Genomic DNA, 12,987 nt, shown 5'->3' on the forward strand with positions numbered 1-12,987 from the left:
ATGAAAAAGATATATATATCAATTTTTGCGCTATCCGCATACTTTTTCTCGGGATGTTCAAACGACTATTTAGATGTGGATCAAACAGAATCTATTTCTACAAAAGACATTGAATTATTCAATAATGATGCAGGAGCAGCCACTTTTGTAACAGCAATCTACAGTAAGTTTTTAGATTGGAACATGACTTCATTTTCTTGGATTGGGTTGTCAAGTATTGCTTCTGATGATGCTGACAAAGGATCGTCTCCAGGAGATACAGGTTCCGATAAAGATTTAATGGATGCCTTAACCTATAACGCTTCAACGCCATCTACAAGTGAGATTTTTGCAGCTAATTACGAAGGAATTAACAGATGCAATCAAGCATTAAGTATTATCCCGCAATTAGATAAAGCAGATCCTGCTTTACGAGCAAGATTATTGGGAGAAGCTAAGTTTTTGAGAGCTTTTATGTATTTTACTTTGGTGAAAACCTATGGTGGTGTTCCAATTATCGATCATTTACCAAATCCTTCTTCAGAAGAAGATAGAGTTATGCAATTAACACGTAAATCAAGTGACGAAGTATATGCTTATATCGAAAGTGATTTGAATGATGCTATTGCGGTATTGCCAAACAAATCAGAATATGCGGCTTCTGAAAAAGGAAGAGCTTCAAAAGGAGCTGCCTACGCTTTATTGGCAAAAATAAATTTATACCAAAAGAACTGGCAGAAAGTAGTGGACAACTGTAACCTGGTTACAGGATATGCTATCGTTTCTGATTATGCTTCTATGTATAAATTGGCAGGAGAGAATGATGCCGAATCTATCTTTGAAATCCAAGGAACAGGTTCTGTGCCAGCCAAAGGAATTTCAGGATATTCTAATACACAAGGTGCTCGTGGTGCCGGTGGTTGGGGTTGGGGTTTCAACACACCATCTCAAAGTTTAGTAAATGCTTATGAAACAGGTGATGTCAGAAAAAATGCAACAATCATTTTTGCAGGAACTACATTATACGATGGTAGAGTAGTACCATTGACTGTTGAAAATCCAAGATACAACTATAAAGCGTATTCATCTGCTTTCACAGATGGTTGGGAAACCGATGTGAATATCAAATATTTGAGATATGCTGAGGTGTTATTAATGAAAGCCGAAGCACTTAATGAATTGAATCAAACTCCTGCTGCGATTCTTTTGTTGAACCAAATCAGAACAAGAGCTGGATTAGGGAACACAACTGCTGTTTCTCAAGGCGATGTAAAAACTGCAATTTGGAAAGAAAGAAGAGTAGAAATGGCATTTGAGCATGATAGATTCTTTGATTTAGTTCGTACAGGACAAGCTGTAGCTGCTTTTGCTATTGATGGAAAAACATTTGTTGCAGGCAAACATGAATTGTTTCCATTGCCACAAGCTTTCATTACACAAGCAGGTGGATTGTCAACACAAAATCCTGGTTATTAATTTAAAAAAACAGTAAAATGAAAAAAAATAAATATATTTTCTTATTTGCTTCTGTTTTAGCTTCACCATTTTTTGTGAGCTGTAACGAGGATAGTATAGATAAAGTTAATGCCCCAATTGCTTATGAAGCAATTGGTGGGTATGAAAGTTCAGATGACGTTGCTGCCGCTAATTTAGTTACTAAATTTAGTTTTGAGAACAGTATTGCAGATTCAAAAAATGGAATAACTGGTGGAGTAGGTACAAATGTAACTTATGGAAACGGAATCAAAGGAATGGCTTATAAAGGATCTTCAAGTTCTTTTATTGCTTACAATGCAGTGGCGAGTTCTTTGGTCGATGTAAAAAGCATTACCGTTTCTATGTGGATCAATACAAATCCACACACAGGAGGAGCACAGTCATTATTTATGTTGCCAAAAACAACTGATTTCTGGGGAAATATTTTCTCATTAATTGAAGGTACAGGTCCAGCAACAACAATGTTAGTGAAAAATCACGTTCAAAAAGATGTAATGCCAAGTATTGCATGGTCTGGTCAGTTTATTGAGCATGGAGGCACAAATGTTTTAACGAATATGTTTGGAAAATGGAAACATGTTGTGTGGACTTATAGTGGAGCTAGTTCTACTTACAGCATGTACATTGATGGACAAAAGCTTGATTTACCCGCTTCAATCTCGAAGAGATATGCAAGTGATCCTCTTACCGGAGGTGTTGGTTATGGGGATCTTGCCAATTCGAATGTTTCAAAATTCATTATTGGAGGATTTCAACAACATTTAGGTACTCCATGGGGTGCTCCGGATGGTTGGATGTTGAATTATACCGGTATGATGGATGAATTCAGAATATACAATGCAGCTCTTTCTGATAATGAAGTTGTCGCTTTATTTAAATTAGAAAAAGACAACAGATAAAAAGCACTCTTATACACCTAGTTTTCCATAGACTAGGTGTTTTTTGAATTATTAATACTTTTATTTTATAAAAATGAAAAAGTACTTATACGGACTAATTTTTTTAAATCTTTTTATTTCTTGTTCCTCATCATCTCCTGAAGGAAAAGGTGGCGGAACTCCATTGCCAACGAGTCCGACAGTGCCCACAGTTCCTTTAACTGATACGGAAGCGATGGATCAAGTCCAAAAAGATGCTATCAAATATTTTTGGGAATATGCCGAAACCAATTCAAAATTGGCACGGGAACGTTACCTTACTGAAGATCCCAGTTTTGAAGCTAATATTATTACAACTGGAGGTTCAGGATTTGGTTTAATGACACTTATTGTAGGTGTGGAACGAGGTTTTGTACCAAGAGCCGAAGCCGTTTCCCGACTTACAACAGCAATGACTTTTTTGGAAAATGCGGAACGTTTTCATGGTGCATGGCCGCATTGGATAAACGGAACAACAGGAAAAGTAATCCCTTTTGGAACAAAAGATAATGGTGGGGATATTGTTGAAACTTCTTTTTTATGCCAAGGATTGTTAACCGTTAGAGAATATTTTAAAAACGGAAATACCGCAGAAAAAGTGCTTGCTGCCAAAGCAGATAATTTGTGGAAAGGTGTAGAGTGGGATTGGTACACAAAAGGTGAAAATGCCATGTATTGGCACTGGTCTCCTAATTATGGTTGGGAAATGAATTTCAAATTAGAAGGTTACAACGAATGTTTGATTACTTATGTTATGGGTGCAGCTTCTCCAACACATCCAATTCCAGCAGCAGCGTATCATCAAGCTTGGGCTCGTAACGGTGCAATTGCAAACGGAAGTTCTCAATATGGAATACCGGTAATTTTTAATTATAACGGGGCTACAGGAAATGTTGGGCCTTTGTTTTGGGCACAATATTCTTATTTGGGAATGGATCCTCGAGGACTAACGGATGCGTATGCAAATTATTGGACAGTGACACAGAACCATTCTAAAATCATCAATCAATATTGTATTGCTAATCCAAAACAATGGGCGGGTTATTCCGATAAATGTTGGGGATTAACAGCTAGTTACACCAGAAATCCCGATGGTTCTACAGGATATACGGCACATCAACCGTTGAATGATACGGGAGTAATTTCGCCTACGGCAGCTTTATCTTCATTCCCCTTTACACCAGCGGAAAGCATGAAATTTTTGCATTATTTGTATGATGAAAAAAAGAGCTCTTTAGTTGGGGTTGCAGGGCCTTATGATGCCTTTTCGCCTCATTATAATTGGGTGACTCCACGTTATTTAGCCATTGATCAAGGTACAATTGTTCCCATGATTGAAAATCATCGTACGGGATTGATTTGGAAATTATTTATGCAGGCACCTGAGGTAAAAGTGGGTTTGAAAACATTAGGTTTTTCGTCCACTCAATATGGATTTTAAAATAAACTTTTAGATGAAATGTAAATTAGCAATAGTCACGTTATTATTTTCCATTGTTTCTCTTGCTCAAAGGGATGAAATTGGTTCAATAAAAACCGAAATCGTGCAAAAACGCGAATTAACTTTTGCTTTGCATATTCCAAAGAATACTAAAGAAAAAAAGCCGCTGATTATTTTTCTTCATGGTTCTGGTGAAAAAGGAACCGATATCGGAAAAGTAAAAGCGCATGGGCCATTCAAGTATTTGAAAAGTCACGACTTAGATGCGTATGTTCTGGCACCGCAATGTCCTGAGAATGAATATTGGAATGAAGAAGTGCTCTATCGTTTGATTTTAAAAATTCAAAAAGAGAACAATATCGATAGCAACAGAATTTATCTTACAGGTCTTAGTATGGGTGCTTGGGGCGCTTGGAATCTAGTTTTTGCACATCCTGAAACCTTTGCTGCATTTGTTCCTATTGCAGGATATGTGGATAGAATTCCGATGATAGAGAATTGTAAAATCGCAGCCATTCCAACTCGGATTTTCCATGGTTTACTGGATGATGTCGTGAATGTAGAGTATTCGATTGCGATGTATAAAAAATTGAAAACCTGTAATACAAATGTGGCACTAACGATTTTTGATGATGCAAATCACGATAGTTGGACAAGAGTATATGACAACCAAGAAATTTATGATTGGATGTTCAAACAAACAAAAAACAGACAAAATGAAAATTAAACTTATTATATTCCTTATTGGCTTTTCACTTTTTGGCTACAGCCAAAAAAAGACAACTAAAAAGGCAGTTAAAATTAAACCCAAAACAGAATTCGTAGCTGAGTTACTTTCGAAAATGACTTTGGAAGAGAAAATTGGCCAATTGAATTTGCCGACCTCTGGTGATATTACAACTGGTGCTGCCAGTAGTTCTAATGTGGCGAAGAATATCGAAGAAGGTAAAGTTGGCGGTTTATTCAACATCAAATCAGTTCAGAAAATAAAAGAAGTACAGAAAATTGCTGTCGAAAAAAGCCGATTGAAGATTCCGTTGCTTTTTGGAATGGATGTGATTCACGGATATGAAACTACTTTTCCTATTCCGCTGGGATTGTCTTGTACTTGGGATATGAAATTGATTGAAAGAAGTGCTCAAATTGCAGCCCAGGAAGCCAGTGCCGATGGAATCAACTGGACTTTTTCGCCTATGGTTGATATTTCTCGTGATCCACGCTGGGGAAGAGTTTCTGAAGGTTCGGGTGAAGATCCATTTTTGGGAAGCCAAATTGCAAAAGCAATGGTCAATGGATATCAACAAAATGATTTGTCGAAGAACAATACCATTTTATCATGTGTGAAACATTTTGCTTTGTATGGCGCGCCAGATGCAGGACGTGATTATAACACGGTTGATATGAGCCGAATAAAAATGTACAACGATTATTTTCCTCCTTACAAAGCCGCTATTGATGCCGGAGTTGGTTCGGTTATGGCGTCTTTCAATGAAATTGATGGGATTCCCGCTACCGGAAACAAATGGTTAATGACTGATGTGTTGAGAAAACAATGGGGTTTCAATGGTTTTGTAGTGACTGATTTTACAGGAATTCCTGAAATGATAGAACACGGAATGGGGGATTTACAAACGGTATCAGCTTTGGCATTAAATGCCGGAATTGAAATGGATATGGTGGGTGAAGGTTTCCTTACTACTTTGAAGAAATCATTGGAGGAAGGAAAAGTGAGTATCGAACAAATTGATAATGCGGCTCGCCTTATTTTGAATGCCAAATATGATTTGGGATTGTTCCATGATCCGTATAAATATTGTGATGAAAAAAGAGCTAAAACAGAAGTTTTTACAAAAAACCACAGAGCAGAAGCTAGAGCTATTTCAGCGCAATCTTTGGTTTTATTGAAAAACAACAATCAATTGCTTCCGCTCAAAAAATCAGGAACAGTTGCTGTTATTGGACCATTGGCTGATGCCAAAGAAAATATGGCGGGGACTTGGAGTGTGGCTACTAATATGGATAAATCCATTTCATTAATAGCAGGAATCAAAGAAGTTGCCGGTGATGCTACAAAAGTGCTTTACGCCAAAGGAAGCAATTTAGATTATGATGCTGCTTTCGAAGAAAAAGCAACTATGTTCGGAAAAACATTGCACCGTGATAGCAGAACTACCGAGGAATTATTGGCGGAAGCCTTGAAAATAGCCAATCAATCAGATGTAATTGTTGCGGCTTTAGGGGAATCAGCAGAAATGTCAGGAGAAAGCAGCAGTCGAACTAATTTGGAGATTCCACAAGCTCAAAAAGACTTATTACAAGCATTGTTGAAAACAGGAAAACCAGTTGTTTTGGTTTTGTTTACAGGCCGTCCATTGGTATTGGTTCAGGAACATAAAACTGTTCCAGCAATATTGAATACTTGGTTTGCAGGAAGCGAAGCAGGAGCTTCAATCGCTGACGTTTTGTTTGGAAATGAAAATCCTTCCGGAAAATTAACAGCTACATTTCCAAGAAGCGTAGGACAAGTGCCGATTTATTACAATCAAAAAAATACCGGAAGACCTCTTGCAAACAAGGAAGGGAAATTTGAAAAATTCAGATCGAATTATATTGACGAAAGAAATGAACCTTTATATCCTTTTGGTTTTGGATTGAGTTATACCACTTTTGGCTATTCAAACTTGAAAATTTCATCTGATAAAATGAACTTCAACGAAAAAGTAATGGTTAGCGTTGACGTTACAAATACTGGAAATTTTGACGGGAAAGAAGTAGTTCAATTGTACATAAGAGATTTAGTAGGATCGGTTACAAGACCTTTAAAAGAATTGAAAGGATTCCAAAAAGTATCCATTAAAAAAGGAGAAAAACGAACAGTAACTTTCGAAATTTCTGTTGAAGAATTAAAATTCTATAATTCTGATTTACAATTTATTGCTGAACCGGGTGCTTTTCAAGTTTTTGTAGGCACGGATTCCAGCACTGACAATAAAGTTGATTTTGTGTTGATTAAGTAAATGTTTGGTTTGTTTATTTATGATCAGCCCTTCGGTATTTATATCGAAGGGTTTTTTTTTATAAAAAAGTGTGTTTATAAAAACGTCACGAAGATTAATGGCTTTATTTGTTTTTTATAAATTCAGAAAAAATAATTTTCAAGATTTTTTTTGAATGTGGTATCAAATATTCGTTAAGAATCACGAAATTGCCGTTCCTATTGAAGCCAAAAAATTCAAACCATCACCGAATTAAATTATGAGAAAATTAATTTTATGTGTTGCACTATTCCTTAACGGAATTGTTCTTTTTGCACAAACTAAAGAAGAACAAACCTTGAAGGAAATTTATAAATCATCCTTAACGAATGCCAAATGTTATCCTTGGCTAGAACATTTATCCAATAAAATTGGCTCTCGATTATCGGGTACAACCGGAGCCGAAAAAGCAGTTTTGTATACCAAAGCGCAATTAGAAACACTTGGATTAGATAAAGTATATCTTCAGGAAGTGATGGTTCCAAAATGGGTTAGAGGCGAAAAAGAAATTGCGTATTTACAATTTGGAAATCAAAAAATCAGTTTTCCAATATGCGCGCTCGGCGGCTCTGTTGCCACTCCCAAAAAAGGAGTACAAGCGACTGTAATTGAAGTAAAAAGTATAGAGGAATTAACAGCATTAGGGGAAGAAAAAGTAAAAGGGAAAATAATCTTTTTTAACAGACCTATGAACCCTGAATTTATTGAAACTTTCAAAGCATACGGCAGTTGTGTCGACCAAAGATCATCAGGAGCAAGAGAAGCGGGAAAACTGGGTGCATTAGCCGTAATTGTGAGATCGATGAATTTACGATTGGATGATTTGCCACATACTGGAGGAACCAATTATGGAGAAATTTCAAAAGAACAACGAATTCCGGCTGCTGCTATTAGTACAAATGGGGCTGAACTTTTAAGTAAAAGTTTAAAAGAAAAACCAAACGCTCCATTCTATTTAAAACAATCGTGTCAGACATTTGATGATGTTTTGTCTTATAATGTTGTGGGAGAAATAACGGGTTCTGAACATCCAGATAGAATAATGGTCGTTGGAGGACATCTTGATTCCTGGGATTTAGGGGACGGATCTCATGACGATGGCGCTGGATGTGTGCAAAGTATGGAAGTATTGAATATCTTTAAAAATATAGGATATAAACCTAAAAATACACTTCGTGTGGTATTGTTCATGAATGAAGAAAACGGTGTTCGCGGCGGAAAAGAATATGAAGATCAATCCAACAAAAACAAAGAGAACCATATTTTTGCTTTAGAAAGTGATTCAGGAGGATTTTCACCAAGAGGTTTTTCAATTGATGCTGATGAAGCAAATTTCAATAAAATCAGTAGTTGGGCAACTTTATTCGAACCGTATTTAGTTCATAAATTTGTAAAAGGACATTCTGGTGTTGACATTGGTCCATTGAAATCAAATCATATCGTAAAAGCTGGATTACAACCAGATTCACAACGTTATTTTGATTACCATCATGCTGCAAATGATACTTTTGATGCTATCAATAAAAGAGAATTAGAATTAGGAGCGGCAACTATGGCTTCACTGATGTATTTGATAGATCAGAATGGAATTGTAAAATAAAACACCCTAATTTGTGAAGGTGCTACATGCTATTTTTTTCAATATTTGAAGGAAATAGTGAATGTAGCACCTTCATTTATTTTGCTCTCTACCGCTATTCGGCCACCTAAACTTGTGATGTGATTGTAAACCAGATACAATCCTATACCGTTACTGTCAACGTTACTGTGAAATTTTTCATATAAACCAAAAATCTTGTCTTTCACTTTATCCATATCAAAACCTAACCCATTATCAGAAAAAATTAATTGGTTCACGCCATTATTTTTTCTAGATTGAATAGTAATTACTGGTACTTGATGTGGTTTTGAATATTTAATGGAATTGGTTAGTAAATTCAGAAAAATACTTTTAATGTAGGCCTTGTTGAAAGTAACATTCTCAAAAGCTGAAAAGTCAACATTAATAATTGCTTTTGAATCGCTTACCAAGGAATTTATGGATGCAAGGACTTCAGCAAGTGATTCGGTTAAATTTATTTCTTCAATTTGAGTATTTATATTCTCATTTTCTACCAATTCATCGATAGATTCGTTTAATGTTTCTTTTAAATTTTCACTGGTTAATTTAAGAATATTAATCAATTCCAGTGTTTCCGGATCATTGATTTTAGAAACATCAATAAGACTAAAAACCGAAAGCATATTATTGATAGGTGATTTTAAATCATGGGAAGTTTTGTGTGATAAAACAGTAAGTTCCTTGTTGATTTGTGTAAGATTTGCAAGAAGTAAATTGCGCTCTTCTTCTACTTTCTTTTTGTGAGTGATGTTCTTGGCAATTGCATACACTAATTTTTCGGATTCAACTGGCATAGATGTCCAAGATAGCCAAACAATCTCTCCGCTTTTCGTTAAATACCGATTTTCGAAATTTAAAAGGGGCTTGTTTTTATATACTTGCTCTCTGGTTTCGATTGTGATTTTAAGGTCTGGAGTATAAACAAAACTACTTATAGGTCTAGCATATAATTCCTCTTCAGAAAAGCCTAATAATTTTGAAACAGCGGGATTTATTCTCTTGAAAAAGCCGTCAAATCCTGCAATACAAATAAAATCAGCGGAGATATTAAAAAAATTATCAAAGTGATAGATCCCTTCTGAATCAGGATTACTTTTTTTTACAGTCATTGATTTTAGAGGTTACTTATCATTCGGATTTTGGGCAAATACAAATTTTATGAATTCTTTACTTTTGTTCTTTTGGAAAAAACTTAATATTCAAATTTAGCTAATAAATACTTATAATAAAAGCGATGCAAGAAACAAATTTATAATTAAAATTGAAGCATCTGATTCATTAAAATAAAAAATTAGATTAAACAAAACGAGGCTGTCAATTTACAGGCAGCCTCGTTTTTATTATTATTTGTGTGCTATTATATTTTGAATATTCCTCCCACAGCAATAATTCTTTGAAAGAAGAAAAAGTCCTGTGAAGCAGTATCTTCGGAGCTTGTTGTAGTTCGTATATCCTGCATATTGATATAACCGCCTTTAAGTTCTCCTTGAAGGTAAAAATGCTTGAAAAAAGTGATGTTCAAACCTGCTTTCAAAGAAGTTCCATAACCGGAAACATGAAAATCATCATGACGTTCTTTTCCTAATAATGTTGTATTAGTTTTTGGATACAAAAGACCAAAACCTACTCCTTCAGTTAGATTAACTTGAATTTTGTCTGTATTTTTAATTTTGAAAATAGAAGAAATATCATCGTGTCTTGAAAATTCAGTGTGTACATAATTTAAACCATCGGTATGCTCAAAAGTTAAAAATTCTTCCGTCAAAAGCACCTGATCGTTAGGTAACAACTCATCATATGATCCCGGATTAGGATAAAAACCATCAATATTTACGGCCTTATCTTGTGTCATCACATATTTCATGTGGTCAACGCCTATTGCTACACTATAATGATCATTTATAAAATACCCCAATTTTAAATTAGTTTGGGGAATAGTCATCCTTGCTGGATTGAGATAATCAACATGCCATCCTTTTGGTTTGTCATGCGCTTGTACATTATCCAGAGTAAAGTTATAGTCTTTTCCACTAAAAGTGATGTCAGATTTAGTATAACTATCTCTGTTTCCTCCCCATGAAATAAAAAATTTCCCTTTATTATGGCTGGTGTATCGATCTTGTATTACTGTTTTTTCCTGTGCAATTGTAGTATTAGTAAATAGTATAATTAGGAATGCTGAAAATAAAAAAAAATGTTTCAATGAATTTGGGGCCTAAATTTAAAATGTATTTATTGTTTTTCTGATGGCAACTAACTTGGTCATTAATGATTCAAAGTAATCTAAATGCAACATATTTGCTCCATCGCTTTTTGCATTAGCAGGATCAAAATGAGTTTCTATAAAAATTCCATCCACACCTACAGCAATACCAGCTTTGGCAATGGTTTCAATCATATCTGGTCTTCCTCCAGTCACACCAGCGGTTTGGTTGGGTTGTTGCAATGAGTGTGTAACATCAAGAACAGTTGTAGCGTATTGTTGCATAGTAGGAATTCCTCTAAAATCAACAATCATGTCTTGGTAGCCAAACATCGTTCCTCTATCCGTAACCATTACGTTTTCATTATTACAATCCAATACTTTTTGAACCGCATGTTTCATGCTTTCTGGACTCATAAATTGTCCTTTTTTCAAGTTTACCACTTTTCCGGTATTGGCAGCAGCCACTACTAAATCGGTTTGGCGCACTAAAAAAGCAGGGATTTGCAATACATCAACATATTGAGCAGCCATATCCGCATCTTCGTTCGTATGAATATCAGTAACAGTAGGAACTTTAAATGTTTCAGAAACTTTTCTAAGGATTTTTAATGCTTTTTCGTCACCAATTCCTGAAAAACTGTCAATTCTAGAACGGTTAGCTTTCTTGAATGATCCCTTAAAAACGAAAGGAATTTGTAAATTATCAGTAATACCAACTAGTTTTTCGGCAATTCGCATTGCCATTTCTTCACCTTCAATGGCACAAGGACCAGCTAGCAGAAAGAAATTACCACTGTCAGTATATTTAATTTGTGGAATATGTTGTAGGTTCATAATATGAATTTTTTAAAGATGCAAAGGTAGTTATGATTTGCGATTTACTATTTATGATTTGCAAATAATTTCTTGGATTAACGTTTTATTGGGAGCTTTTTCCCGCTGTACGTTGCAATCTCCCGAAAAAACGGGAGGATTTCTCCCGACGCTTCGGGACCATCAGGGCTAGGGGATTGGTTTGCAAGGATATTTTGGGATTCTAGAGCTATTATTTTTTCAATGAAAGTCCCACAGGAACCATCAATATTCCTTTTTCGTAAATGTTCACGTATAGCGTAACGGGTTTTTTCTGACCTTCCCACTTTACTTTATAAACATCCAAAAAACCGGCACCTAATTCGCTTCTTTTTGTTGGAAACGGACAACAGTTTTCTAATTTCGTATAGGTTATGGCTTCGCCATTCGGTCCGGCAAGAGCATTAAAAAAACGTTGCTGATTGATGGTTTCATTTTTGGTGTTGTTAAAGAAAATATTGATGGGATAATCTTTGTCATAGCCATATTTTTTGTCTTTACTGTACTCAGTAATCACAAAAGTATTGTCTTTTGAAAGGGTAAGGTTTGGCGCGTTATCATCGGTGTTTTTCAAAGTAGATTGTGTACTTGAGCAGGAAGCCATACCGATTAGTAAAGCAATAAAAAAGATTGATTTGTTCATGTTCAGTGTAAATTTATCAGGTGAAATTTATATAGCAATTACAATACCGTGTAATTTAAATAATACAAATATAAACAGAACTTTAGACCTTAATGCGAGTTCCCGTAATAATTTGGATTAGCACTTTTTAACCGAATGTCGCATTTCTTCCAAAATCTCATCAAATGCTTCTTATCTTTGCACAAAAAACAATATGGATATTATTTTTCAAACATGGTCCTGGTATATTTCTGGGTTTTTGATTGGTATGATTATGCTTTCTTTGATTTATTTCGGGAAGTCTTTCGGGATGTCTTCTAATTTACGTTCATTGTGTTCTATGGCTGGTTTAGGAAAACGAGTAGCCTTTTTTGATTTTGATTGGAAAGCACAACGCTGGAATTTAGTAGTCGTTCTTGGAGCTATGTTAGGCGGTTTTGTTGCCGTTCATTTTATGGGAGATGCTTCAAATGTGGCTATTAATCCTAAAACAATTGCAGAATTAGCACAACTTGGTATTGAAGCTCCAAACGGAAAACTAATGCCAGATGCTCTTTTTGGGATATCTATTTTAGAATCTCCAAAAAGTATTTTTATACTGCTTATCGGTGGCGTTTTGATAGGTTTTGGTTCTCGTTATGCTGGTGGTTGCACTTCAGGACATGCTATTTCAGGTTTGAGTAATTTACAAATTCCTTCTTTGAAAGCGGTTATCGGGTTTTTCATTGGTGGATTGATAATGGCGCATTTTTTATTGCCATTAATTGTAAAATAAAATTGTAAGGCAACCAGAATAAACTTAACATTAAAAGCAAAA

11 protein-coding genes are annotated in these 12,987 nt (G+C 35.4%); 7 read left to right on the top strand and 4 right to left on the bottom strand.

The features are described from left to right. The 6 genes from CLV00_RS09960 (at position 1) to CLV00_RS09985 (ending at position 8,469) form a co-directional block, all read left to right on the top strand. Complete coding sequence (locus CLV00_RS09960) at positions 1–1,455, top strand: RagB/SusD family nutrient uptake outer membrane protein (RefSeq protein WP_099715051.1); 1,455 nt, start codon at positions 1–3, stop codon at positions 1,453–1,455. Positions 1,456–1,472: 17 nt separating this feature from the next. Beyond that, complete coding sequence (locus CLV00_RS09965; RefSeq protein WP_099715052.1) at positions 1,473–2,375, top strand: LamG-like jellyroll fold domain-containing protein; 903 nt, start codon at positions 1,473–1,475, stop codon at positions 2,373–2,375. Between the two features lie 73 nt (positions 2,376–2,448). Beyond that, positions 2,449–3,834, top strand: a complete 1,386-nt coding sequence (locus tag CLV00_RS09970) for a glucoamylase family protein (RefSeq protein WP_099715053.1) — start codon at positions 2,449–2,451, stop codon at positions 3,832–3,834. A 13-nt stretch (positions 3,835–3,847) separates the two neighbouring features. Next, entirely contained in the window at positions 3,848–4,561 is a 714-nt protein-coding gene (locus CLV00_RS09975) for a prolyl oligopeptidase family serine peptidase (protein ID WP_099715054.1), read from the top strand. Next, on the top strand, positions 4,551–6,851 hold the full coding sequence (gene bglX, locus CLV00_RS09980) for a beta-glucosidase BglX (protein ID WP_099716307.1): 2,301 nt from the start codon (positions 4,551–4,553) through the stop codon (positions 6,849–6,851). The genes CLV00_RS09975 and bglX overlap by 11 nt, the downstream gene beginning before the upstream one ends. Positions 6,852–7,089: 238 nt before the next feature. Next, positions 7,090–8,469, top strand: a complete 1,380-nt coding sequence (locus tag CLV00_RS09985; protein ID WP_099715055.1) for a M28 family peptidase — start codon at positions 7,090–7,092, stop codon at positions 8,467–8,469. Between the two features lie 38 nt (positions 8,470–8,507). Here CLV00_RS09985 and CLV00_RS09990 read toward each other — a convergent pair whose 3' ends face one another. The 4 genes from CLV00_RS09990 to CLV00_RS10005 all read right to left on the bottom strand — a co-directional run bounded on the left by CLV00_RS09990 (position 8,508) and on the right by CLV00_RS10005 (position 12,191). Beyond that, positions 8,508–9,599, bottom strand: coding sequence for a PAS domain-containing sensor histidine kinase (locus CLV00_RS09990; protein ID WP_099715056.1), 1,092 nt, complete (start codon positions 9,597–9,599; stop codon positions 8,508–8,510). Positions 9,600–9,847: 248 nt separating this feature from the next. Then, positions 9,848–10,693, bottom strand: a complete 846-nt coding sequence (locus CLV00_RS09995) for a hypothetical protein (RefSeq protein WP_099715058.1) — start codon at positions 10,691–10,693, stop codon at positions 9,848–9,850. An 18-nt stretch (positions 10,694–10,711) separates the two neighbouring features. Beyond that, positions 10,712–11,530 (bottom strand): 3-deoxy-8-phosphooctulonate synthase, encoded by an 819-nt coding sequence (gene kdsA / locus CLV00_RS10000; RefSeq protein WP_099715060.1) that lies wholly within the window; start codon positions 11,528–11,530, stop codon positions 10,712–10,714. 211 nt (positions 11,531–11,741) lie between these two features. Next, entirely contained in the window at positions 11,742–12,191 is a 450-nt protein-coding gene (locus tag CLV00_RS10005; RefSeq protein WP_099715062.1) for a 2-dehydro-3-deoxyphosphooctonate aldolase, read from the bottom strand. Positions 12,192–12,384: 193 nt separating this feature from the next. Between CLV00_RS10005 and CLV00_RS10010 the strand changes: the two genes are divergently transcribed. Next, positions 12,385–12,945, top strand: a complete 561-nt coding sequence (locus CLV00_RS10010; protein ID WP_099715064.1) for a YeeE/YedE family protein — start codon at positions 12,385–12,387, stop codon at positions 12,943–12,945. Positions 12,946–12,987 lie beyond the last annotated feature (42 nt).

The sequence above is a fragment of the Flavobacterium sp. 11 genome, assembly GCF_002754315.1.
GTDB lineage: Bacteria > Bacteroidota > Bacteroidia > Flavobacteriales > Flavobacteriaceae > Flavobacterium > Flavobacterium algoritolerans.